Annotated in this window: 20 protein-coding genes and 1 pseudogene; 11 read left to right on the top strand and 10 right to left on the bottom strand. The window is 63.6% G+C overall.

The genetic code is table 11. The features are described from left to right. Together A5699_RS29805 and A5699_RS05045 are read left to right on the top strand one after the other, a co-directional pair. Nucleotides 1-350: pseudogene (locus A5699_RS29805) on the top strand (hypothetical protein); the annotation flags it as partial. Further along, nucleotides 347-961, top strand: coding sequence for a DUF305 domain-containing protein (locus A5699_RS05045; RefSeq protein WP_067766318.1), 615 nt, complete (start codon nucleotides 347-349; stop codon nucleotides 959-961). The pseudogene A5699_RS29805 and the gene A5699_RS05045, both read left to right, overlap by 4 nt. Before the next feature lie 7 nt (nucleotides 962-968). Here the strand turns inward: A5699_RS05045 and A5699_RS05040 are convergent, their stop codons facing one another. Together A5699_RS05040 and A5699_RS05035 are read right to left on the bottom strand one after the other, a co-directional pair. Continuing rightward, on the bottom strand, nucleotides 969-2,147 hold the full coding sequence (locus A5699_RS05040) for an acyl-CoA dehydrogenase family protein (RefSeq protein ID WP_067766315.1): 1,179 nt from the start codon (nucleotides 2,145-2,147) through the stop codon (nucleotides 969-971). Nucleotides 2,148-2,640: 493 nt separating this feature from the next. Next, entirely contained in the window at nucleotides 2,641-3,564 is a 924-nt protein-coding gene (locus tag A5699_RS05035) for an alpha/beta hydrolase (protein WP_067766313.1), read from the bottom strand. A 98-nt stretch (nucleotides 3,565-3,662) separates the two neighbouring features. Between A5699_RS05035 and A5699_RS05030 the strand changes: the two genes are divergently transcribed. Then, complete coding sequence (locus A5699_RS05030; RefSeq protein WP_067766310.1) at nucleotides 3,663-4,691, top strand: alcohol dehydrogenase catalytic domain-containing protein; 1,029 nt, start codon at nucleotides 3,663-3,665, stop codon at nucleotides 4,689-4,691. Here the strand turns inward: A5699_RS05030 and A5699_RS28950 are convergent. After that, on the bottom strand, nucleotides 4,681-5,913 hold the full coding sequence (locus tag A5699_RS28950) for an aromatic ring-hydroxylating dioxygenase subunit alpha (RefSeq protein ID WP_197508192.1): 1,233 nt from the start codon (nucleotides 5,911-5,913) through the stop codon (nucleotides 4,681-4,683). The genes A5699_RS05030 and A5699_RS28950 overlap by 11 nt on opposite strands. A 64-nt stretch (nucleotides 5,914-5,977) precedes the next feature. Between A5699_RS28950 and A5699_RS05020 the strand changes: the two genes are divergently transcribed. Both A5699_RS05020 and A5699_RS05015 read left to right on the top strand, forming a co-directional pair. After that, complete coding sequence (locus tag A5699_RS05020) at nucleotides 5,978-7,945, top strand: NAD(P)/FAD-dependent oxidoreductase (RefSeq protein ID WP_067766308.1); 1,968 nt, start codon at nucleotides 5,978-5,980, stop codon at nucleotides 7,943-7,945. Between the two features lie 4 nt (nucleotides 7,946-7,949). After that, nucleotides 7,950-9,365 (top strand): NAD(P)/FAD-dependent oxidoreductase, encoded by a 1,416-nt coding sequence (locus A5699_RS05015; protein WP_067766306.1) that lies wholly within the window; start codon nucleotides 7,950-7,952, stop codon nucleotides 9,363-9,365. Between the two features lie 82 nt (nucleotides 9,366-9,447). On the opposite strand, the gene A5699_RS05010 is transcribed toward A5699_RS05015, so the two are convergent. After that, nucleotides 9,448-10,077, bottom strand: coding sequence for a PaaI family thioesterase (locus A5699_RS05010; protein WP_067766303.1), 630 nt, complete (start codon nucleotides 10,075-10,077; stop codon nucleotides 9,448-9,450). Between the two features lie 544 nt (nucleotides 10,078-10,621). Here A5699_RS05010 and A5699_RS05005 point away from each other — a divergent pair. Continuing rightward, nucleotides 10,622-11,389 carry an SDR family NAD(P)-dependent oxidoreductase gene (locus A5699_RS05005; protein WP_067766300.1) on the top strand — a complete coding sequence of 256 codons (768 nt, stop codon included), beginning with the start codon at nucleotides 10,622-10,624 and terminating at the stop codon, nucleotides 11,387-11,389. A 21-nt stretch (nucleotides 11,390-11,410) separates the two neighbouring features. Here A5699_RS05005 and fadD8 read toward each other — a convergent pair whose 3' ends face one another. Further along, on the bottom strand, nucleotides 11,411-13,051 hold the full coding sequence (gene fadD8 / locus A5699_RS05000) for a fatty-acid--CoA ligase FadD8 (protein WP_067766297.1): 1,641 nt from the start codon (nucleotides 13,049-13,051) through the stop codon (nucleotides 11,411-11,413). A gap of 64 nt (nucleotides 13,052-13,115) precedes the next feature. Here fadD8 and A5699_RS04995 point away from each other — a divergent pair, with 64 nt between their 5' ends. The 4 genes from A5699_RS04995 to A5699_RS04980 all read left to right on the top strand — a co-directional run bounded on the left by A5699_RS04995 (nucleotide 13,116) and on the right by A5699_RS04980 (nucleotide 17,408). Further along, nucleotides 13,116-13,925, top strand: coding sequence for a crotonase/enoyl-CoA hydratase family protein (locus tag A5699_RS04995; RefSeq protein ID WP_231965587.1), 810 nt, complete (start codon nucleotides 13,116-13,118; stop codon nucleotides 13,923-13,925). A 216-nt stretch (nucleotides 13,926-14,141) separates the two neighbouring features. After that, entirely contained in the window at nucleotides 14,142-15,665 is a 1,524-nt protein-coding gene (locus tag A5699_RS04990; protein ID WP_067766292.1) for a hypothetical protein, read from the top strand. A 325-nt stretch (nucleotides 15,666-15,990) separates the two neighbouring features. Beyond that, nucleotides 15,991-16,848 (top strand): alpha/beta fold hydrolase, encoded by an 858-nt coding sequence (locus tag A5699_RS04985; RefSeq protein ID WP_067766290.1) that lies wholly within the window; start codon nucleotides 15,991-15,993, stop codon nucleotides 16,846-16,848. Between the two features lie 167 nt (nucleotides 16,849-17,015). Beyond that, nucleotides 17,016-17,408, top strand: a complete 393-nt coding sequence (locus tag A5699_RS04980) for an SRPBCC family protein (protein ID WP_157561091.1) — start codon at nucleotides 17,016-17,018, stop codon at nucleotides 17,406-17,408. Between the two features lie 207 nt (nucleotides 17,409-17,615). On the opposite strand, the gene A5699_RS04975 is transcribed toward A5699_RS04980, so the two are convergent. The 4 genes from A5699_RS04975 to A5699_RS04960 form a co-directional block, all read right to left on the bottom strand. After that, nucleotides 17,616-18,275 carry a TetR/AcrR family transcriptional regulator gene (locus tag A5699_RS04975; RefSeq protein WP_067766285.1) on the bottom strand — a complete coding sequence of 220 codons (660 nt, stop codon included), beginning with the start codon at nucleotides 18,273-18,275 and terminating at the stop codon, nucleotides 17,616-17,618. Nucleotides 18,276-18,677: 402 nt separating this feature from the next. After that, nucleotides 18,678-19,571, bottom strand: coding sequence for a metal-dependent hydrolase (locus A5699_RS04970; protein ID WP_197508191.1), 894 nt, complete (start codon nucleotides 19,569-19,571; stop codon nucleotides 18,678-18,680). A 20-nt stretch (nucleotides 19,572-19,591) separates the two neighbouring features. Continuing rightward, on the bottom strand, nucleotides 19,592-20,491 hold the full coding sequence (locus tag A5699_RS04965; RefSeq protein WP_067766273.1) for an alpha/beta fold hydrolase: 900 nt from the start codon (nucleotides 20,489-20,491) through the stop codon (nucleotides 19,592-19,594). Then, nucleotides 20,488-22,278, bottom strand: a complete 1,791-nt coding sequence (locus tag A5699_RS04960; protein WP_067766267.1) for an amidohydrolase family protein — start codon at nucleotides 22,276-22,278, stop codon at nucleotides 20,488-20,490. Before A5699_RS04960 ends, A5699_RS04965 begins: the two co-directional genes overlap by 4 nt. A gap of 110 nt (nucleotides 22,279-22,388) precedes the next feature. On the opposite strand from A5699_RS04960, the gene A5699_RS04955 reads away from it, so the two are divergent. Further along, nucleotides 22,389-24,137: a DUF3556 domain-containing protein gene (locus A5699_RS04955; protein WP_067766265.1), complete on the top strand. Its 1,749-nt coding sequence runs from the start codon at nucleotides 22,389-22,391 to the stop codon at nucleotides 24,135-24,137. Here A5699_RS04955 and A5699_RS04950 read toward each other — a convergent pair. Then, nucleotides 24,128-24,736 carry a TetR/AcrR family transcriptional regulator gene (locus tag A5699_RS04950; protein WP_067766262.1) on the bottom strand — a complete coding sequence of 203 codons (609 nt, stop codon included), beginning with the start codon at nucleotides 24,734-24,736 and terminating at the stop codon, nucleotides 24,128-24,130. The two genes, A5699_RS04955 and A5699_RS04950, sit on opposite strands and share 10 nt — an antisense overlap. Nucleotides 24,737-24,800 lie beyond the last annotated feature (64 nt).

The raw sequence follows: 24,800 nt of genomic DNA, 5'->3' as shown, positions 1-24,800 counted from the left end.
AAGCCAGAAACCTAGAGCCGCAACGACGTGCGCCCACCTCAAATCAACAAACCACCCACGGAAACGTCACAAGAGCCAAAAATGACCAGCTTCCCAACTCCCAACACGTGCGCTTCGGCGGAGTGGTCGTGCCGCCGGCCAGCAGTGCCATATCGATTGCCCAGGCCATCCTCAACGGGCAGATCAACGGCAACGATATCGTCGAGCAGGGCCGCATCATTGGCCTGGACCTGTCAGCGGACTGGTGCATGTCCCCGCCGGAGTTCCGCGACAATCTGCTCTATGTCACCTGCTCAGACAACGGCTTCCTGGCGCTGCGTCTCGACCCCGCCGTCTACCCACCGCGATGACCACCACCATCATCGGGCGCATCGCAGCACTGCTCATGGTGGCCGTCCTAGGCGGCATCATCGGGGCGGCGGCCACTCAGCGCGACGATCCGTCTCCCTTACTGTCCGCGCTCGATATTGGCTTCGCGCAAGACATGTCGGCCCATCACCAACAAGCGATCACTCTGTCGGACATGCTTACCGCCGACGCCGCCGGCGATGTACGAGCCTTGGCAGAACAGATCCGCTTCACCCAACTCAACGAAATCGGCCAGATGACCGGATGGCTCCAGCTGGCCGGCGCAGCACCCTCATCGGCAACACCCATGGCATGGATGCACGGCCACCACGATCACACCATGCTCGCTGCGGCCATGCCCGGCATGGCAACACCAGCAGACCTCATCCGACTGCAACGCGCCACCGGAACCGCCAACGAAACCCTCTACCTACAACTCATGCTGCGCCACCACCAAGGCGGCATCGACATGGCCGCCCACGCTGCCCAACACACCTCGACCGACATCGTCCGCCGCGCAGCTGCCCTCATGGTCGCCGATCAAACCCAAGAAATCCAGATCATGACCATCATGCTCACCCAACGCCGCGCACGACCACTGAGCTACCCATAAACCGCCGCTAGCGATTCACCCGAGGTAAGCCGAGCGCGACCATGCCGATGATGTCACGCTGAATCTCGTTGGTGCCGCCGCCGAAGGTCAGGATCAGACAGCGGCGATGGGCCTGGTCGATCTTCCCACGCAAATGCGCGCCCTTGCTGTCCGGGCGCAGCGTCGCCGAGGTACCCAGCACCTCCATCAGCAGGCGGTAGGCCTCGGTGGCCAGCTCGGTCCCGTACACCTTGGCCGCCGACGCATCCGCCGGAGAAGGCGCACCATCCACAGAGGCCAGCTCCCAGTTGATCAGCTTGAGCACCTCGGCCTTGGCATGCACCCGAGCCAGGTTCAGCTGCACCCACTCGGAGTCGATGACCCGCTTGCCGTGCACATCCACGGTGTTCTGGGCCCATTCGCGGACCCCGTCCAGCGCGACGTAGATCGGCTGCGAGGACACCAGCGCGACACGCTCATGATTGAGCTGGTTGGTCACCAACTTCCAGCCGGCATTCTCCTCGCCGACCAGGTTGGTCGCCGGGACGCGCACATCCTGGTAGTAGGTGGCACTGGTATCGGCGTCGGACACGGTGTGCACCGGCGTCCAGGAGAAGCCCTCGGCGGTGGTCGGCATGATCAGCATCGAGATGCCGCGGTGCTTCTTGGCCTCGGAGTTGGTGCGCACGGCCAGCCACACGTAGTCGGCATAGGCGATCAGGCTGGTCCACATCTTCTGGCCGTTGACCACATAGTCATCGCCGTCGCGCACCGCCGTGGTCCGCAGCGCGGCCAGGTCAGTGCCCGCACCCGGCTCGGAGTAGCCGATCGAGAAATGCAGCTCACCCGCGGCGATCTTGGGCAGGAAGAACTTCTTCTGCTCCTCGGTGCCGAAGTGCATGATCGTCGGCGCGACGCTGTTGATTGTTAGGAACGGCACCGGCGCGCCCGCGATCGCGGCCTCGTCGGTGAAGATCAGCGATTCCATCGGGGTACGCGCCTGGCCGCCGTACTCCTCGGGCCAGTTCAGCGTCAGCCAGCCGTCCTTGCCCATCTGCGCGACGGTGTCGCGGTAGACGTTGCCTCGACCCATCTCGCCCTCGGACGAGTTGAGTGCCTCGACCCGTTCGGGCGTCATCAACTTAGAGAAGTACGCGCGCAACTCGCGGCGCAGCTCCTCCTGCTCGGGGGTGTAACCGATCCGCACCGTGCCTCGCTATCCTGGTGCCGACATGGCCCGATCGCGGTGCGCCGACGTAGTCAGCACTGTGGCACCGCACTCGAAACCTCCACTGATGCACTGCTATTCACCACTACCGCGGGCATGCCGTCCAGTAATCTTGCGGTTTCGCGGCCGGGGAGCGAACAGTGCCTCGCCCATGCACGGGTCACCGCCATCGCACAGTTCAACACTTGACACTTATTACTGTTTGTCCAGCGATGGTGACGGTACCACGGGGCGTTCGAGAATTCACCGGAGTGCGCTGCACTCGCAATCCGCCGGTCTAACCGATGCCCATCGCTGGACGACGAGGTTCTCGTCGGTGCGAATCCGCCGAGATGAGCCTCAGCGCGACTCCCTCCAACGGTCGCCGACCCGGCCAGGGGTCCTGTGGTTGGCATGCGACGTGGCGTGCCCGGGATCGCTAGGTTGCGCTTCGATGACGGCCATCGCGGGGCGAGAGAACGTCGCTCAGGTGTCAGGGGTGTGACGGTTCATCGACTAGGCTCGATCGCAGCGCTCGGCATTGGCTGGCGAAAAATCGCTGTGACACCGAGGCTTTCGGCGCAATCATGTCGAAGGCATGAAAGGCGCCTTCGGCGATGTGCAGGCGGGTGGGCACGCCGGCGTCGCGCAGACGGCCGGCGTAGGTCCTCGATTCGTCGTGAAACAGATCCAGGGAGCCCACTCCGATCCATGCCGGCGCCAGGCCCGCCAAATCGGTGCGGCGAGAGGGCACCGCTGCGGCCGGGTCGGCCGAGCCGAGATACCACCGCCAGGCGATCTGATTGTCACGCGCCGACCACATCACGCGCCGACCATGATGCCCTGCGGCCTCACCAGTGCGGTCGTCGAGCATCGGGTAGACCAGCAGCTGCAATGCGGGGGTCACCTCCGCGCGGTCGCGCGCCAGGAATGCCAGCATCGCCGCGAAACCCCCACCGGCACTTGCCCCTCCGACGGCAATCCGCGCAGGGTCCACCCACGGTTGACGCGCCAGCCACTGCAGCGCCACGTAGCAATCCTCCACCGGCGTCGGATGCGGATGCTCGGGCGCCAATCGGTGGTCGACCGCCACGACTGACACGTCGCTGAAGTTCATCAGCCGGCTACAGAACCGATCCTCCTGGGCAGCACCCCCCATCACCGTGCCGCCGCCGTGAATCCACAGAAGTGCAGGTTGCGGCCCGGACAGGTCGGACAAACGATGCACCCGCACGCTCACATCGGGGTTGACGGCAACAACACTCACCCGCTTGAGCCGGCCAGTGCGGACCGCAAGATTCATCACCGCACGCGGCAGGGCCAACCCGCGGTGCAGGCCATACCCGCCGGGCAGTGCGCGAGCAACCCACCTCAACTCGCGGTGGACCTTGGCGAGTTCGGGCCCCAGTCTGGCCATCAACCATCCCTTTGATTTGACACTTATCAGATTCCGTCCATCCGTAGGCTAGCATCGACGTCGACCTCTGGTGCGACAGCTCGAACACGGGAGAACACATGCGTGCGGTGATCATGAACAGTGGCGGCGATGTCCAGGTCGAGTCGGTACCGAATCCGCAGCTGCCGGGGCCACACGGGGCCGTGATCGCCGTCGATGCCGCCGCGATCTGCGGCTCTGATCTGCATTTCTATGACGGTGACCTGCCCTCGGTCGACGGTCTGGCGATCGGCCATGAAGCGGTCGGCACGGTCGTTGAATTGGGAAGTGCGGCACGTACAGTCGCCGTCGGTGACCGGGTGATGGTGTCGTGCATCGCCGGCTGCGGTCACTGCTCAGGCTGCGGTGCAGGCGACCCTGCGACATGCCAGAGCGGCTCGGCCATCTTCGGTTTCGGTGGAGCCCTCGGTGGAGCACAGGCTGAGCTTCTCGCGGTGCCGCTGGCCGATCACACTCTGCAGGTACTGCCTGAATCAATCGACGACGAAGCCGCGCTGCTGCTGACCGACAACCTGGCGACCGGATGGACCGCGGCACGACGTGGCGAAGTGGGTCCTGGGGACTCGGTGCTCGTCCTCGGTCTCGGCGCGGTCGGGCTGTGCGCGGTGCGCTCAGCGCTGAGCCTGGGGGCCGCAAGGGTTTTCGTGTTCGATCCGGTCGCGGGCCGACGAGCTCACGCCGAAGCCTGCGGCGGTACTCCACTCGACGGGGACGTCGCGGCCGCCATTCTCGAGGCGACTGCGGGGCGGGGGGTCGACGTGGTCATCGACGCGGTAGCCACAGACAGGTCACTGGATTCGGCTTTCGCCGCGGTGCGCACCGGCGGGATCGTGTCGGTGGTGGGCATCCACGATCTCGCGCCGTATCCGATGCCGATGCTCATCGGGGTCCACCGGTCGATCACTCTACGGATGTCGATGGCCGCCGTACAGTCGGCCTGGCGCGAAACGCTGCCGCTGATCGCTGCCGGAAAACTGGACACCCGAGGCATTTTCACCCATCGCATTGGCCTTGAGAAGGCCGCTGAGGGCTACGCGAAGGTGGCAGCGCGCACCGCTGACTGCACCAAGGTGATGCTCACCGTGTGAGCATCAGCGCCGCATCCCATTGGCGATGCAGGTGCTGCACAAGCGGTTCAGATCGGCCGAGGATGATCTGTTCGAGTCCGTGCTCAGCGCCGCGCTGGCACGCCTCAGCTGCCGGGAAATCTTCGTCCCGCAGCACCGCCGTGGCCCCGTCGAAGCCGGCTTGGGCCAACATTCGATCCGCATCGGTCACCATGGGATGGAGGGCGCCGCCGATCATGTGCACGACGCTGGTGTCGGCCGTGTCACCGGGATAGATGCGCAGCATCAGCGTCGAAACCGGGGATTCGACCAGGACGCAACTCGGGAAGATGCCGTACACCACCGACCCGCTGAACCGCTCGGGCCAATCCTGCTCGGGCAGCTCGCGAAGGTCTTCGATGTTGCGGAACGGGAATGCCCATCTGCAGTGGGCACCGAAAATGTCGAACACCGAGTTGTTGGTGACGATCGGCGCCAGCGTGTCCTTGTGCAGGAACGGGAAGTGATAGCCCTCAAAGTTCACGTCGACTGCCAGCTTCCAGTTCGCCCGCAACTGCAAATCCATGCTCTGCGCATGGGCGTATCGGTGGAACCCGAAGCTTGTCAGGTCCGCGAGCGCGTCGTCGAGGAAACCGTCCACCGAGACTGATTGATCGAGGGCGACCACGATGAGCCCGGCCTGTTCGCCGGCCGGCAGCGGGCGCAGACCCAACTGCGACAAGTCAACCCCGTCGAACATCCGCCGGCCCGGCACACTGGCCAGCCGGCCGTCTAGGTCGTAGCTCCAGGCGTGGTAGGGGCAGGTGAATCTGGTCGCGTGCCCGCAACCGTCGGCGACCTGGGCGCCTCGGTGTGCGCATACGTTGGCGAAAGCCTTTGCAAGGCCGTCTTTACCGCGCACCAACAGCACAGGCGTGCCCATCACATCCTTGGTGGTGAAATCGCCCGGCTCGGCAATCTCACCACCCCACGCAATCACATGTGGCACCCGCCGCATCATCTCGCGATCGGCGACGTGACGCTGCGCGCTCGTGAACACGTCCGCAGGCACGATCTTGACGTCCTCGGTGATGTCGAGGCCCTTGGTGAGGAAATGATCGAGCACCCGACGTGTCATCGACGCCACGAAAGGCAACTGGGTGGTGACTGTTTCGGCCGCCTTACGCACGGGCGCCAGGACCTCATCGAGATCTCCGCCCGTCTCGAATGAGAAGGCGACCGCCTCGGTGCGCTGTTCGGACATGACCCCTCCACATTGACTGGACATTCCTTGTATTGTGTCAACCCTGACGCTAGCATTGCCCCGCATGAGAGACAACGATCTTCTCGATGACCCTCGCCAGCAGTGCGCACCGGATGCGCTGCTCGGGCTCCCCTTCGACGACAACGACGATGTCATCCGTGCGGCGATCAACGACGCGAGCGTGCCGGCGCTGCTGATGTCGATGGTGCACATGACCGGCGACATGGGCCTGCTCGACGAACTGCCCAGACCGTTCATGCTCATCCCGATGGACCTGCAGGGCGGCATGAATGAGGCCGACAAACAGGTCGTGCGCGACCGGGCGTTCGATGTGGTGTGCGACTACCGGGACCGCGGATGCCCCCCACCGTTCGTTCCGAACGCCGAGCAGATGCGCCTCATGCTCGACGTCATGTCGGTCGGCCAGGTCACCGAGGACTACGTCGACTATGTTGCCGCCGACCTTCGCCTCTCTGATGCCGACCAGACCGGCCCAGCGCTGGGGTCAACCGCCCAGCAGCGCAGTACCTTCCCGGTGGTGGTGATCGGGTGTGGCGAGGCGGGTCTGTTGGCCGGCATCAAACTCAAGCAGGCCGGCATTCCGTTCACCATCATCGACAAGCAGAGCGGGGTAGGCGGCACCTGGCGGGCCAACCGCTATCCGGGCTGCCGCGTCGACATTGCCAACCAGTACTACGCCTACTCTTTCGAGCCCAGCGACCACTGGACGCATTACTACTCAGAGCAGCCGGAGATTCTCGGCTACCTCGAACGAGTCATGGCGAAGTACGACATCGCCTCGCACGTGCGGTTTTCGACCGAGGTCACCGACGCTGCCTGGGACGACGAAACCTCAACCTGGCGTGTGGGTATTCGCCCTAGCGACGGTGCCGTCGAGCAGTTGCAGGCGCGTGCGCTCATCTGTGCGGTCGGCCAGTTCAGCAACCCTGTCATTCCGGATATCAAAGGCACCAGTGCTTTCCACGGACCGTCGTTCCACACGGCGAACTGGCGCGACGATGTCGACCTCAGCGGCAAACGGGTCGCAGTGATCGGCGCCGGAGCCAGCGGCTTCCAGCTCGTCCCGGCCATCGCCGATCGCACCGAGCAGGTCGATGTCTATCAGCGCACGCCGCAGTGGATGGCCCCCAATGTCACCTATCATGACGCCATCCCAGATGGTGCCCGGTGGGCGATCCGTCACCTGCCCTATTACGGGCGTTGGCTGCGCTTCATCTCGTGGTGGCCGCTCACCGACGCCGCCGAGGACCGGGTGATGGTCGACCCCGATTGGGACACCGACGGGCTGTCCTGCGGTGAAGCCAACCACGCCGTGCGAGAGATGCTGATCGCCTGGATGCGGGCATTCACCGACGACGAAGAGCTTCTCGCCAAGGTGATTCCCACCTACCCTCCGATGGGCAAGCGGATGCTGCAGGACAACGGGACCTGGCTCAAAACCCTGCAACGTGACGATGTGGAGCTGATTCGCGACGGCATCGCCGAGCTCACCGCAGATGGGGTCCGAACCGTCGACGGAACCCACCGACCCGCCGATATCCTGTTGTGGGCCACAGGTTTCGATGTCAACCATCAACTCGGGCCAATCGATATTCGCGGCGTGGACGGCCAGGCACTCAATGACGCGTGGGGACAATCCCCCTACGCCTATCTCGGTATCACCGTGCCGGGATTTCCCAACTTCTACTGCATGTACGGGCCGGGCACCAACGCCGTCAACGGCGCCAGCATCATTTACAACTCCGAATGCCAGATGCGTTACATCCTGGGCTGCCTCGACATGGTCATCGCCAACGATGCCCGCAGCGCGACGGTACGCCCCGAGGTGTGCCAGGACTACAACCGGCGCAACCAAGCCCGGCTCAAGACAATGGTCTACACCTACCCGAATGTCGCCAGCTACTACAAGAATGCGGCGGGCATGGTCCCCAGCCTCTATGGTTTCCGCATCGTGGACTACTGGAAATGGACCAACCGCCCGAATCCCGACGACTACGAGATGCGGCACTGAACCAATGAGCAGAGCACTCATTGTCGGCTCCGGCCCGAACGGCCTGGCGGCGGCCGTGACCTTGGCACGCGCGGGCCTGTCGGTCACCGTCCTGGAAGCCGATGACACCGTCGGCGGGGGCACCCGCACGGTGGAGGCGATCGTGCCGGGACTGCTTCATGACCGATGCTCTGGATTTCACACGATAGCTGCCGGATCGCCTTTTTTGGCCGAGCTCGACCTGCACCGCTACGGCTTGAAGTGGTTGCATGCCGAGATCGACTGCGTGCACCCGCTCGACGATGGGTCTGCCGGGGTGCTGTACCGCTCAGTCGAGCGCACCGCCGAGGCGCTGGGGCCCGACGGCCGACGGTGGCGGGCATTGTTCAGCCACAACGTGTCCCGCTACGACAGGCTGTGCGAGGACATTCTCGGACCATTGCTGCACCTCCCCTGCCACCCGCTGGCGTTGGCCAGGTTCGGCCTACCGACGTTATTGCCGGCATCGATGCTGGTCAAAGGTTTCGCCACAGCCCAGGCGCGCGCCCTCTTCGGCGGTGTTGCCGCCCACACCTTCCAGCCACTGCACCGCCCGCTCACCTCCGCGATCGGGCTGGGCATCCTGACCGCCGGACACCACGACGGATGGGCGGTGGCCGCCGGTGGCTCACAGTCGATCACCAGGGCACTGGCCGCGCTGCTCGCCGACCTCGGTGGCGTGATCGAAACCGGTACCCGCATCACCTCGGCCACGCAGCTGCCGCCGGCCGACATCACAGTGTTCGACCTCGACCCTGTCGGTGTCGCCGGGATCCTCGGAGATCGACTGCCGGCACGTATCGCCAAGTCGTTCCGGCGATTCCGCTTCGGCCCCGCGGCGTTCAAGGTCGACTTCGCCGTCGAGGGAGGCGTGCCGTGGACCAACCCCGAGGCTCGCCGGGCCGCGATGGTTCACCTCGGCGGCGACTACGCCGAACTAGCTGCCACCGAGCGCGCTATCGCTGCCGGGCACATGCCCGAGCGGCCATTCATGCTGGTGGGCCAACAGTATCTGGCCGACCCGCAGCGCTCAGCGGGAACCGTTCACCCGCTGTGGACCTACGCCCATGTGCCCAACGGATTCCAAGGCGACGCGACTGCGGCGATGATCGCCCAGATCGAACGGTTCGCACCCGGCTTTCGCGAACGCATTGTCGGTCACAGCACCACATCGGCCACCGAACTGGCCTCTTACAACACCAACTACGTAGGCGGAGACATCAATACCGGCGCCAAAGACATTCGTCAGCTCGTATTCGGACCACGAACCACGCTGTCTCCCTACCACCTGGGCCTACCTGGCATGTACATCTGCTCAGCGGCCACCCCACCGGGACCGGGTGCACACGGCATGTGCGGATTCAACGCGGCACGCCTAGCGCTGGCTGGGCTCACCAGCTGAAAGCCCCAGCCACACCGCACGCCTGGAAAGCTTTGTGTCACAGGGACAGATGACCGTAGTCAACTATGCTGCCACGCTGGCTTCAGCTATCGAGCGCCCACCGCGGCGTGATGTAGGTCCCCTCGGCATCGGCGATGACGTCCCCACCGGGACTCGTCGCCATCCGGCCGGTGACAGCTATCTTGCGTCCTTCGGCCACACCGGCCCTTGCCTGCGCGTAGAGCGGGCCGATCGGCATCGGGCGGTGATACCGCACCGTGAGTGTGCCGGTCACTCCTGCCGTCCCCGCGGCCTCGGCAGCTTCGCCCAGCAGATGATCGAAGATCATCGCGACGAACCCACCGTGGACGATGCCAGGCATCCCTTCGTACACCGGGCCCAATTGCAGACTCGTCCACACCAAACCGCTGCCATCATGGTGGAACTCGACCGGCGGAGCGATGGGATTGCGGATCCCGGTGAGCGCATTGCCCCACATTCTGCGTGCGCCACCTTCGCCGGCACGGATACCCAACGTCGGCACCTGCCGCGCCCCGAGCATTCCCGTGGCCTCGTCGATCATGCGGCGCGAGGCCTCGATCCCCTCCGACCCGACAGCGGTGAGGGTGGCTGCCTCGATCAGCGACCGCACGCTTTCTGACAAAGGCGAAAACATCTCCACTTCGGCAGCGATCTCCGACGGCGTCAGTCCATCTACGATGAAACCTTCCATAGGACGAAGACATTACAGTCTGGCTATTCTGCTCACCCACTCTGGTGGAACCATGCGAGGCCACGCGACTGTCGACGATCGGCAATCCAGTCCCCTCCTGCGGAATTAGTTGCTCTGATTGGCTTTTGGTGTCGCGTAGGGCGCTGATGATGTAGTGCTGGAGCGTCACTGCGAAAAAGCGGGTTGGTGAGGATGCCAAGAAAAGGCAGCAGGAACTGGGGCATCCACCGCAGCATGTCACCAACCAAGTTGGCTATCGCGTCGCTCTTTGGATCTCTCGACTCATCCCATATCCCTACATCTTGGCAATTATGTCCTGTCGTCGCTCGGCGATCCGGGATCAAACGATGGCCATCCACTCTGTCTAACGCGTATGGTCATCAGTACCGGCCAACGGCAGGACGGGCTTCACCCCTGATCTGCGTGGGCCAACCCGAGTTGAAAACACGATCCCACCTGTGACGGCGATGACCGCAATCTGCACTGGCGTTTGCTCGTCGTTCAAACGAAAGAGGTGCTAGTGACCCGTCTTCAAGGATCAACGATGATTGTCACCGGAGCCTCATCCGGCATAGGGCTGGCCACTGCGCGCCGCCTTCTGAAGGAAGGGGCCACAGTCATCGGGTGTGATGTGAATCCGGGCAGCGAAGTCCTCGGCGGCCCGGGCGGCTACACGTTCGTCGCGGCCGATGTCACTGACGAGGCCGACGTCTCGCAGGTGTTTGCCGCCGCGACAGGCAGGATCGCCGGGGTCGTCCACTCCGCCGGGGTGGCCAGCGGAGGACCTGTGCACCTTTTGGACCGGGCGGAATGGGATCGCGTCATTGCGATCAACCTGACCGGCACTTTCGTTGTCGCCAAGGCTGCGCTTACCAGAATGGTCGGACAAGAGCGGGTCAACGGTGAGCGCGGTGCCATCGTGACGCTGGCGAGCATCGAAGGAATCGAGGGTACGGCCGGCGGTAGCTGCTACAACGCCTCAAAAGGCGGAGTGATCCTGCTGACCAAAAACATCGCCCTTGACTACGGTCCCATCGGTATCCGGTGCAACGCGATCTGCCCCGGTTTCGTCGACACCCCGCTGCTGTCGGTGTTGACCGCCGAGCCTTTCATGGCCGAGATGCGAGACAAGACCATCAACGAACACGCATTGCGCCGACTGGGCAGGGCCGATGAAATCGCCGCCACTGCAGCCTTTCTCGTCTCGCCGGACGCCTCGTTCCTCAGTGGCCAGGCAATTGCCGTTGACGGTGGCTACACCGCTGGACGCGACCACGGCGTCACAGCGATGATGGGCCTGGCTGGACCCTAGCCGCGGCGGCCCCGCTGCGGCTCAGCCGATGTTGCGAGACTCACCTGTCCAGAATCTGTTTCGCACCGCTTTCTTATCGGGCTTGCCCAGTGCGGTCAAAGGCAGACTATCGACCACGACGATTCGCTTCGGCACGTGCACGGATCCCTTGCGCGCCTTGACCGCCGCCTGAATCTGCGCCGTCATGGTCGCCACCGCAGACTCGTCGGCTGCCGCATCTGGACGCAGCACCACAACGGCGGTCACCGCCTCACCCCATTTCTGATCGGGCGCACCCACCACACACACCTGGCCGACGGCGCCATGTTCTGCGACGACATCCTCAACTTCACGCGGATACACGTTGAATCCGCCAGAAACGATCATGTCCTTGACGCGGTCGACGATGAACCAGAAGCCATCCTCGTCCTCACGCGCCAGATCGCCGGTGTGCAACCAACCATCTCGGAACGTCTCGGCCGTCTGCTGGGGCAGCTTCCAGTAGCCGCTGGCCAAGAGTGGTCCGCTCACACAGATCTCGCCGACCTCTCCCTGCGGTACCGCTTGTCCCTGGGCATCCAGCAGCGCGCAACGCGCGAACAGTGTCGGTCGACCACACGACGTCAGGCGTTTCTCGTCATGGTCGTCCCTGGCAAGGTAGGTGATCGCCATCGGCGCCTCGGTTTGCCCATACGTCTGGGCGAAGATCTTGCCGAACCGGCCGATCGCCTCAGCAAGCCGGACGGGGTTCATCGGCGAGGCCCCGTAGTACACCGTTTCCAGGGAGGAAAGGTCACGGGTGTGCGAATCCGGATGGTCCAGCAACGCATACAGCATCGCCGGGACCAGAAACGTTGCGGTGATCCGCTTTTCCTCGATGATCTTCAAGATCTCAGCCGGATCGAAGTTCGACAGGACGATCATCTCTCCCCCCTTGACCACCACCGGGGTGAAAAACGCGCCGCCGGCGTGCGACAGTGGGGTGATCATCAGAAATCGCGGCGTGTCTGGCCACTCCCACTCGGCGAGCTGAATCGAGGCCATCGCTGTTGTGGCCCGTGGCGTCAGGACCACGCCCTTCGGGTTGCCCGTCGTTCCCCCGGTGTAGCTGATACCCCCGATGTGATCAGGGCCCAGTTCGGCAGCAACCAGTGGACGTGGCGTGAAACCCGCAGCTACCTCGTTCAGGTCGGTCCCACGGCCTGCGAGTTCTGGCGGCACCGGTCCGAATGTCAGGACGTGTTCGAGTGTGGCGACTTTATCCAGTAGCGCCACCGCACGTTCGACGAACACCGGATTGGGGTCGATGATCAGCGCGGTCGCTTCGGCGTCGTTGAGGACGTAGGCGTGATCGGTGAGCGAGCCGAGGGGATGCAGAGGTGTCCGTCGATAGCCTTGAGTCTGGGCTGCCCCGGCGACCATCAGCACCTCGGGCCGGTTCAGCGCCAAGAGCCCGGCCATAGCGTCGCCACCAGCGCCGAGCGCTTCGAATGCCTGGACATACTGGTCGATCCGGTTCGCGAGTTCGCGTCCGGTCAGTGTGGTGTCACCGACGGAAAGCAGTGGCTTGTCGGCGTGTCTTTTCAGTGCGCCGATCAGCAAGTGCCCGGCATGCAGTGGGTGCCACAGTGCGTCGACACCGTGATGCGAACCAGGGGCTTCGGAGGGGAAGATCGCCGCCATCAGGACTCCAACCTTGACATGACACTTTCAAGCAACCGTCAAGCGGCACGCTACCATCGACGGCGTGTCTGATCCTGCAGTCCTCCTGGAACGCGATGGCCATATCCTGACGATCACGCTGAACCGCCCGCACAAGCGCAACGCGTTCAACGCCGAAATGCTCTGCCGACTGTGCGATACGTGGGATCTGCTCGACAACGATCCCGACTTGCGCGTGGGCGTTTTGACGGGCGCGGGAGGCAACTTCTCCGCCGGCGCCGACCTCGAAAGGCTTATCGGCGCCCTGTTGTCGGGAGCTGCGCCGGCTGACGAGTTCGAGGAGCGTATTCGTGACGACATCTCCATCCCCTACAAGGGATTCCTCAAAGACCACTACGTCAAGAAACCGATCGTGGCCGCGGTAGAAGGCTATTGCTATGCCGGCGGGATGGAGATTCTGCAGGCGATTGACATCCGAGTCGCAGCCGCTGACGCTCAACTCGCTGTCAGCGAAGTGCAGCGCGGCCTGTTCCCGATGAGCGCCTCGACCATCCGCCTGCCGCGCCAGATCCCCTACACCGTGGCGATGGACATGCTCATCGTGGGCGATCCGATATCCGGGCAGCGCGCCTACGACATCGGCCTGGTGGGTCACGTGACACCGACCGGGGGCGCACTGGCGCGTGCGCACGAACTCGCCGTGCGGCTCGCCTCGAACGGTCCACTCGCGGTGCGCAACATCAAGGCTTCGGTCATCGAGAATCTCGAGAAGACCGAAGCAGAGGCGTACCCGAGAGAACTTGAACTCGGCATGGCGGTGATGATGTCGAAAGATGCTAAAGAAGGGCCCCGCGCTTTTCTGGACAAACGCGCTCCACTCTTCACTGGTGAATAGTGTTGGCACACCGAAATGCACGAACCTACGCCGACGGCCGACCGTTCCGGGGCCCGGTTCCCGATGCCCACCAGCCCAGACGCCGGACCGCCGCATCGGACTCCCACAAAAAGCTCATCCACGTGGCTGGACATCTAGATGCTAGCTTCACGTCCAGTGGTGGTTCGAGGGTCGCGGCCGGCAAGCTGAGCGTAGAGCGGTAGAAGGCGAGTCAGTATGGGCAGTAACGTCGATCCATGCACCCCGGTCGTGGTTGGTGCTGGGCAGTTCTCGGAACGCTGCGGCGATCCGGAATATTCGGAACTGACGCCAATCGACCTGGCCACCAATGCGGTACGTCGCGCGATCGAAGACACCGGATGCCGGATCCGCGAGCTCACGGCCCGGATCGACACGGCGATCGGCATTCGCTCGTATGCCGATTCGATACCGTCGCAGACGTCCCACGCCGGTAACTACCCACGCTCGGTCTGCGATCGCGTGGGTGCAGACCCTGAGCGCGCCGTTCTGGGTACCGTCGGTGGGCACACCCCGCAACGGATGCTCACCGAACTTGCGGGTGACATCGCCGCGGGGCGCAGCCATGTCGGGGTCCTGTTCGGGTCGGAGGCCGTGGCCACCCAACGCCACCTGGCAGCGCAGTCACGACCGGCCGTTTTCGGCGAGCACCGCGACGGGCAACTGGAAGACCGCGGCCTCGGCCTAGACGGCTTGCCGCTCGCGTTGCTCTGGGAGTCCGGTTTGACTGAGCCCACAAGTCAATTCGCCGTATTCGAGAACGCCCGGCGTGCTCGTCTCGGAATGAACCGCGACGAATATGCCCAGCGGATGGGCAGGCTATTGGCGCCCATGCAAACAGTCGCCGCGGCCAACCCTCATGCCGTCGCACGCAGCCCCCGAAGCGTGCACGACCTGATCACCGCCACCGTGAGCAACCGGTACATCGCGCAGCCCTACACTCGGTCACTGGTTGCGCAGGACCGCGTCAACCAGGCTGCCGCAGTCGTCATCATGTCCAGACGGGCCGCGCAGCGCCTGGGCGTAGATCCGGATCAATGGGTGCACCTGCACGGCCACAGCGACCTCGACGGCCGGCGCATCCTCGACCGGACTGATCTTTCTCAGAGCCCGGCGGCGGTGCGTGCGGTCCAGACCGCGCTCACAATGTCGTCTCTGACCGTGAACGACGTGTCCTTTCTCGACCTGTACAGCTGCTTCCCCATCGCCGTGTTCACGCTGACCGACGGTCTCGGCCTGGACGAGGCCGACCCGCGAGGTTTCACCGTCACCGGCGGACTTCCGTTTTTCGGCGGCCCGGGCAACAACTATGCAATGCACGCAATATGCGAAACCTACCAACGGATCCGGGCAACGCCTGCAACGTTCGGAATGGTCTCCGCGACAGGTGGACCAGCGTGCAAATACTCGGTGGGTGTGTACTCGACAACCCCCTGTGAATGGCAACCGAGCGCAGACCGACCCGTCCAGGACCTGCTCGATTCTGAGGCGGGTGTCGACGTTGCCGCGCGTACCCAGGGTGCTGTGACAGTGGAGACCTACACCGTCAAACACACCAAGGACGGCCCCGTGGGCATCGTGGCCGGGCGATGCGACGACGGCCAACGCGTCTTCGCCACCACCCGTGACACCTCGACGACCACCCTGCTCACCGATGAAGACCCGATCGGGCAGCAGATGCATGTACGTCCGACAAAGTCGGGAAACACCTTAGAGCCGTGAACGGCGCTCGGTATGCGGGACTAGTTGAGAACCCGACAAAGCCGATCAAGCTCGGGTGAAGTTCGTAGCCACGGATGCAGCCCTGGCCCTACTTGCAGGCGGCGATTCCGGTGCCGGGATGGTGAAGAAGGTGATCGTGGCGGGATCGAGGGTTACCTATCCGGCCGGAATTTCACGAATCAGAACCACCCGTTCTGCTTAGCAGGTATAACGACCACATCAATGCGCCCCGAGCCCAGTGCGCGTAGCGCCCAGGTCACAACGATGGCGCGACACCCAACAGGTCAGTAGGCATGCTAACTAGAACATGTTCTAGGTTGGTGTTATGGACGTAGATTACGAGGGCAGCAAACGTGAAATTCAGACCGAACAGGGCACGCTCCGTTACCACGAAGCGGGATCAGGCGCGCCGCTGATACTGCTGCACGGATCGGGGATCGGTGTCACCGGTTGGCGCAACTATCGCCACAACGTCGCCGCCTTCGCCCAGCATTTCCACACCTACATCCTCGAATTTCCCGGGTTCGGCGTGAGCGACCCGGTAGGCGGGCACCCCGTCGTGGCCGCTTCCAGCTCCATCGTGCGGTTCATGGACGCGCTCGGCATCCCCGCCGCATCTTTCATCGGCAATTCGATGGGTGCGGTCGCCGCGGTGAACGTTGCACTCAGCCATGGTGATCGGGTGAGCAAGCTGGTCACCATCGGCGGTATCGGCCCCAACCTCTTCAGCTCCGTCGCCAGCGAGGGCATGCGCCTGCTCCAGGAATTCGCCGACGCCCCATCGAAGGACAAACTCGTCCAGTGGCTGCGGGCGATGGTCGCCGATCCAACGTTGGTGACCGACAAACTGATCGAGGAGCGCTGGCTGGCCGCCACCGATCCCGATGCCCAGCAGACCCTCAAGTCCATGTACGGCTCAGCGGCCTTCGCCGCCCAACAACGATTCCTGGCTCAAAGTGACACGCCACCGTACTGGTCGATGCTGCACAAACTCACCTGCCCGACCCTGCTCACCTGGGGTCGAGATGATCGGGTCAGCCCCCTGGACATGGCACTGCTGCCGATGCGGGTGATACCCGATGCCGAACTGCACATCTTCCCCTGCGGGCATTGGACCATGACCGAAGCACAACACCAGTTCGAAGCCGTCGCGATCGATTTCCTGCGGCGGTCCGGCTCATGAGGCGACAACGCCCACCACACCCGACCGGGCGCTCGGTCCTGCCCGATCGGCCCATACGAAACGTGCACGAGAGGTGGCTGGCCGCACCCGCGGACGTCGTCTGGGACCTGCTAGGCGAGATCGGACAAGACTCTGATGCCGTGTGGCCACACCGAAACTGGCCACCGATGAAACTCGATGGGCCACTGCGGGTGGGAGCCGCAGGCGGCCACAGCGCCGTGCGGTACCGCTGCACCGCCATGGTCCCCCGCCGACTGATCGAATTCACCTTCGACGACATCGGCGGACGCCGACTCGACGGTCACCACGCATTCGAGCTACTGGACCGCCGAGGCGGCACCCTGCTACGGCACACCATCGACGCTCAAGTCGCCGACCGCAAGGGCACGTGGTGGTTTCGCGTGTTCGTCCAGCCCACCCACGACGTCGTGGTCGAAGAACTGTTCCAGACCATCGAATCCCGACTCGCTCAGTCTGAATGCGCGCCACCGCGTTGGTCGCCGTGGGTGCGGTTGCTTCGACGGCGCCGCGGGCTTCCCACCCGGCCCCAACGCGGATGACATCCATATGGTTTTCGACACCGATTTCGAATAAGCCCCGTGCTCCCTGGAAGCCGAGCAGGGCGGTGCCCACCCGCGCCGCTGTTAGCCCTTTGGGTATACCCCAGAACGGTTCTCAGCCGACCGGCCCGACAGTTCTTTCCCTGCCGACACACCCGATGACGATGAATTGGCTTCTACCCGTTGACCTGTCGGTGACTCGGTGCACTATCCGGTGCGCCGTGCCCGCCGCCGTCGCGGCTTGGTCATCGCCGAGAACGCGCCCATTGCCCGCGCCATGTGTGGATACAACACGGCCGGACCGATCCAGCGGGTGAGAACATCTCGAAGTTCGATACCGTTGCGGGGTGGCACACCAGGCTCGAGCAGGAAGGAATGCAGAATCCGCAAACACAGCTCGGCCAGCTCGCCTAGAGCAGCCTCATCGAATCCTTCGTGCTCCCAGTCGACGTGGTATCTGTGCAGCATCGCCCGACTGAATGCCAACGAGGTTTCCGATGCGACGCCGGCTCCGGGCTTGCTGTTCGTCAGCATCGTGACGATCTTGGGTTCGTCGGGCAACGTCTCGATCGCGAACGCTACCCCGTCCACCACAGCTGTCACCGGGTCGGACGTGGTTCCCACGTGAGCTGCGAGGTGGTCGAGGAAGCCATCTGCACTCCGTACGGCAGTGGCGACAAGCAACGCGTCCGAGCTGGGAAAGTAGCGGTATATGGTCTGACGCGACACACCGACCGCCCTCGCGACATCGGCGATCTTCATCGCGGCGCCGCGTTCTTCAACGATGACATCAGCCGCATCGAGGATGCGTTCGATCGCCTCGTCGTCGGAAGTCGGTGCGTGGCCCGACCAACCGTGGCTGCGCATGCCTTGGTAGTCCTTTGCTCGATATGACAAGTCGTCATTCGGAATCGTAGCGACTGGCCAGGCGCTCGCGCGTCCCACCTGCGGTATCCGATGCGGAACATGACTCACCTGCGCCAGTGACTGCGCACATTATCGGCCCATACCCCGACTGCACAGCACTGCGCAGCACCGGCGATCCCGATACCTCCAGATTCGCCCACACGCCCCAGCGCCGGCACCGTCACGGCCGATGATTCAGCACCAGCCTCGGCGCGAGGTTTTCCCTCCCGCCATGTGGGATGCTGACACCACGCACCAACTCACGCAGCGCCTCTGTCAATTGAATACTGCTTGGCACAAACATGATTCGATAAGGCAGACCGTGGCTGGCTGCAATGGTGGGGCGAATCGTCGGCGGCCGGATTATCCTGCGACGGCGGTGGTTCCGTAGTAGTGCGCCATGTCCTCGCCAGCGTAGTAGCTGGTCATCCAGGTGTGGTACCACGGGGGTACGGCGACGGTGGCGGTGTGATGGTTGGGCAGCTGCGATCGAACCAGGCCGCCAACGAGTTTGAGCAGCCGACGTGTCGGAATACCGGCATAGATGCTCGGCGCCCGGGAGCCGGCCCTCCGACGCAGAAACGGTGCTCTGGCGACGAATTCGTCTTTCCATATCGTCTTGGTGGCCGCGTCCACCGGTACTCCGATCGCCTCAGCAGGCACGTGGGCGCAAAATCCGTCGGCAATCAGCTGGGCAAGTGAACTGATGTGCGCCATCGATGTGCGCAGGGTACGGAGCCGATAGAACCGGTCCCCCACCACCCCGTCGAAGATCAACTCCGCCGAACTACGGTGTTCGATCTCCTCGATGTAGTGCCAGAGGAACAATGAAGCAATGCGGGAATCGCCGTGGAACAACCTTTCCCGCTGTTCGATCATGAAGGTGAACAGCGGTGGGAACGTCGCTTCCAGGCTGGCGACGTAGGCGAGGTGGAACTTCAACGGCCTGCTGTCGTAGAGCTCCTCATAGGACGCGTTGACGTCGTCGAGAACCTGCTGTAGACCCGGATGGCGCGCGATCATCGCGTTAACGTGCTTGCGGTGCGCAGCGGTGTGTTGGGCCTCCTGCGCGATGAAGACCTCGGCCTCTTCGCGCAGATCCGGATCGGTCATGGTTTTCAGCGCCTCGCGCACGGCCAGCACGATGTAGCGCTCGAACCCCACGGCCATAAACGAGATCATGTTGGCTTGAACTCCGGAAGCCGGATTGGCCGGATTCCACTGGAACGGGATCGACTTGTCGATGTCGAATCGCATCTTACGGAATGTTACATCTGTCATGCCGTCACGTACTCCTTGATCAGCTCGTGCACCGTGCTGCGTTGGTCGAGATGCATGAAATGTCCTGCACCATCGATGACTTCGTGTCTGCTTCCAGGCGGGAGCACATGCATTCCCAACTCCCCCATCCGCGCGTCGATCGCGCCGTCGATCCGGCCGTGCATGACCAGCATCGGCAGCAACGGCGCACTGCTCATCGCGTACTGGTCCAGGGCGCGGTGGCGTCTGCCACGCCGCAGCGGCCGAAACTGTGCCCGGTAGTAGGACAATGCGGCGGTGCGGCGGCGCGGACCAGTCAGGCTTTCGCGCAGCCGCGCGAGGTCGACGCCGGCGTCATAGCCCGGTGGGCACCAGTCCCGCCACAACTTCGGCAGGACCCATCCCAGACTGCGCTCGGAGACACCCGGAAGCTGTTGGAACAGCACGTACCAACTCATACGCACCTGTCTGGGTAGGACCCGCATCAGGATGCGTCCACGGCCGGATCCGGGCTTGAGTCCGGCCACCATGGGCACACCCATCGAAACGACCTTCTCGAACGGGTTGTCCGGGTGTGCGGCGATGCCGTTGGCGGCCAAGCCGCCCCAGTCGTGGCCGACCAGGACCGCATCGGCGCCGCCGCCGAGTGCGGCATGCAAGGCGATCGCATCGAACATCAGGGCGCCGATGCCGTAGTCGCCGTCACGGGCGAGTTCGGTGGGTCCGTAACCGCGCATGAACGGTGCGACGACACGGAATCCTTGTTCGGCGAAGAACGGACCAACGTGGCGCCATGTCCATGCCGTATCAGGATACCCGTGCAGGCACAGCATCAGCCGGCCGTCCTCGGGCCCCCAGGCCAGTGCTTCAAAACGCAGATGCGCAAGCTCGACGGTCAGCCGCTGGGGCTCACTCATACCGTTGCGACGTTCGGGTGCCCAACGCTACGGGGCAGCGGCGCGTTGCGTGGGCGCCCGTCGGCGCGCAGGAAACTACCCGTGCGCCGGCGGCCCACCAACTCCGACGGTTGGCCATCGGCGAATACCGTCTGCCCGGCCACCATAACAGTCCGAACAGTGGCGTCGTTGCGGTTGACCATCCGGCTGAGCCCGCCGAACGCGGGGATGGGTGCTTCCTGATAGTCGTCGAGCGTCGCGTCGAGACGTTCGGGGTCGACCACCAGCACGTCGGCCCAGTCACCGATGCGTAGATGCCCGGCGTCCAGGTGATACCAGTCGGCGAGTTCCCCGGTCAGCCGGTGGACGGCGCGTTCGACGGTCATGAACTCCTGCCCGGCCCGTTGCGCGTCGCGCACATGACGCAGCAGTCTCAGCCCACAGTTGTAGAACGCCATGTTGCGCAGATGCGCGCCTGCGTCGGAGAAGCCCATCTGGATGCCGCCTTTGACTGCCAGTTGTCGCAGCATCTTGGGCCGGTGGTTGGAAATCGTAGTCCGCCAACGTAAATCGTTGCCATGTTCGAGAACCAGGTCAAGGAATGCATCCACCGGGTGCAGACCGCCGCGCTCGACACCGACATCGCCGAACGACTTGCCGATCAGACTCTGATCAGGGCACGCCACGATCTCGGCATCGAAGAAGTCTCGGTGCCAGGCACGCGGACCGAACCTGTTGTCGTAGTCCTTACGGAACTGCCGGCGGTATTGCTCGTCCTTGATCAGCTCGTTGCGCTCCATCTCGGTCTTGAGATGCAGTGCTGCCGCGCCCGAACCAAACTCCTCGAAGATGACCAGATCGATCCCGTCGGCATACACCTCGAACGGGACGGGCAGGTGCTGGAACCGGAAGTCACCGCCGAGCCGGTTGGCGATGGCGGCCAGCACCACGGTGATCCACATTCCGCCGGGTGCGGATTTCATGTCTGCAGCTGCCAGCAGGCTCGTCTTGAGTCGCGGGCGCCCGAAACCCACCGACTGCATTGCTTGCGACACGATGTTGTGCGGGTGAGTGATGTCGGGTCCCGATTGCAGCGCGCGGTCGCGGCGGCGCAGCAGTGACTTGAGCCGGCGCAGTTCTCTGGCCTTGGCGTAGGTCGAGGGCAATGTTCGTGAGCGGCATACATCGCCGTCGATGCGGTCGAAAAGCAGTTGTTGCGAAGACATCCCGATCAAACCGGCATCGAGCGCCTCAGTCAGCATGTCCTCCAGGCGGGCCTGTTCATCGCGGGTTGGCCGAACGTCCTTGCGGGTAGCTCTGTCGAGTCCCATCACCGCCACGCGCATGTCCGAATGGCCGATGAAGGCCGTCACGTTGGGGCCCAGTGGCAGGTCCTCCAACGCCTGCACATACTCCTCGGCGCCGGTCCAGTTCTTGTGCTCTCCGACGATGCGCACGACATGTTCGTGCGGGATGGCCTCGACGCGGCCGAACAGGTCGGCGGCCTCCGAGGCGTTGACGTGGACCGTGGACAGCGAGCACGAGCCCATCACGATCGACGTCACGCCGTGACGTAGGGATTCGGTGAGTCCAGGCGCGGCCAGCACCTCCGCGTCGTAGTGGGTGTGGATGTCGATGATTCCCGGCATCACCCAGCACCCCGCAGCATCGACGACCTCGATCCCCTCGATCGGATCTGTGCTCACCGCAGCCACCCGGCCGTCACGGATCCCGATGTTGCGGATTGCCGACGGTCTGCCGGTCCCGTCGAACCAACGGCCGTTGAGGATCACCGTGTCGAAAGTCATGGTCGAGCGCTCCCTCAGGATCGAAACCGGTTTTGGGTTGACAGTTTATCCGAACCGTCAACCCTTGTGCTAGCTTCTGGTTCAAAGCTCTGCGACGGAGGGATGCAGCAGTGGGATTTCTCAAGCCGAACACGCCTCACATCGATGCCTCGCAGTGGCACACCCGCGGTCGTTCCGATCGCATCAAGCCGATGGCTCAGCACATCGCCGAGAACGGGATGGGCAATCCCGACATCTTTCCTGTGCTGTATGCCCTCAAGATCGGGCTCTACATCCTCGGGGGCCTCCTGTTCGCATTGTCGACCACCGGCATCGACCGCTGGAGCGATATCGGCACGTGGTGGAGCGAGCCGATCGTGTTCCAAAAAATTGTGTTGTGGTCGCTGCTGTTCGAGGTTCTCGGGCTTGGTTGCGGTTTCGGGCCCCTGACCGGCAAGATCATGCCCCCGATGGGTTCACCGCTGTACTGGCTGCGGCCCGGCACGATTCGGCTTGCCCCGTGGCCCAACAGAATTCCGTTCACCGGTGGAGACAGCCGGTCGATCGTCGATGTCGCACTCTATGCCGGGCTGCTCGCGACCACGGTGGTGGCGTTGCTGTCGGACGGCGCCGGCCCCATCACCGAACTGGACACCTCGGTTGGGGTGATCCCGGTGGCCAAGATCATCCCGATCGTGGTGATTCTGGCGGTCCTCGGCTTGCGTGACAAGGTGATCTTCTTGGCAACCCGTGGCGAGGTGTACGGCAGTCTGACCGTCACATTCCTGTTCACAGCACCGAACATGATCGTCGCCGCCAAACTGGTCATGCTGGCAATCTGGATCGGCGCCGCGACATCAAAACTGAACCGACACTTTCCCTTTGTCGTCGCGACCATGATGGCCAACAACCCAGTGGTGCGGGCGAAGTGGATGAAGCGGATGTTCTTCCGCAAGTACCCTGACAATCTTTTACCCAGCCCCATCGCACACCTTCTTGCCCACACCGGGACGGTCATCGAGATGGGCGTGTCACTGGTCCTGTTCTTCTCCGCGGGCGGAGTGGTGACCTACGTTGCCGCGTTCTTCTTGATCATGCTTCATCTGATCATCCTCACCTCGATCCCGCTCGGTGTGCCGCTGGAGTGGAACGTGTTCACCCTCTTCGGAATCTGCACACTGTTCGTGGACAAGGCCAGTATCGGGCTGGGCGATGTGACACAGCCGTGGCCGATTGTGGTGCTGCTGGGTGCCATCGTGACCGGGATCGTCATCGGCAACGTCAACCCCACCAAGGTGTCCTTCCTGCCCGGGATGCGGTACTACGCCGGCAATTGGGATGTCTCACAATGGTTCTTCACCGAGGCGGCCAGCCAGAAACTGGCTGACAACAGGATCGGGTTGGGACTGGTACAGCACAAGCAGATCGAGAAGCTGTCCTCGCCGGAGGCTGCTCAGATCTCGCTGTCACTCGGCCATGCTTTCCGCGGCATGTACGCCCATGGCCGAGGGCTGCTGACGTTATGGGACCACGTGATTCCGCCCGGCCGCGACTCGGACGACTACACCGTCATCGATGGCGAACCCGTTGCCGGCTACGCGGTGGGATGGAATTTCGGCGATGGGCACCTACACAACGAACAGTTGATCAACGCGCTGCAGCGGCGCTGCAACTTCGAACCCGAGGAACTGCGTGTGCTGATCCTCGACGGTCAACCCATCCATCGACAGCGTCAGCAGTACCGGATCGTCGATGCGGCCACCGGGGAGATCGAACGCGGCACGTTCGAGATCGCCGATCTCGTAATCAGGCAACCGTGGGACCTTGACGTCCCGATCACCGTCATCAGCAGGTCCGGTGCCGACGCACCTCAGCCCTGATGTCTGGCGATCTCGGCCGTGACCACCGGACCGAGCCAACGGCGTACATAGCTGCGTAGTGCCGCACCGGTGCGAGGCGGACGGCCCGGGTCGATCATGAATGACTGCAACATCCTCAGCATGTATTCGACCAGGTCGTCAATGCCCTCATCATCGAATCCGAGCGACTTCCAATCCACGTCCAGGCCGGCCAGAATCCCGTGACCGAATCGCTTGGCCATGTCCGAGGTCACCTCGTTGGAAGTGCGACCGAGATCGTTCTGCAGCATCAACTGCACCGATTTGTCGCTGGGCAGCCACTCCACTGTGTAGGAAAAGCTCTCTACCAGCGCATCCACCGGATCGGCAATACCGCCGAGGTGGCTGGCGAGGCGTTCAAGGAAGCGCAGGCCCGACCGCGTAGCGACGGCCTCCAACAGCGAATCTCCCGGGAAGTAGTTGTAGACCGTCTGCCGAGAAATCTCCAGTGTCCTTGCGACATCCACGACGCGCACGCCCGCGCCACGCTCGTCGATTGCCGCGCTGGCCGCGTCAAGAATTCGTCCGATGGCCTCTTCGTCACTCGCAGGGGAGGCCCCGCCCCACCCGTGGGTGCGCATGGACACGCATCCTAAACGTTGGTTGCGACCTCGTGGGCCGCGCCAGGGCCGCGTCGCTGGGGTG

The sequence above is a fragment of the Mycobacterium sp. E802 genome, from assembly GCF_001666875.1.
GTDB lineage: Bacteria > Actinomycetota > Actinomycetes > Mycobacteriales > Mycobacteriaceae > Mycobacterium.
Note: the sequence above shows the minus strand (reverse complement) of the source record. Positions and strands in the feature narration are given on the sequence as shown.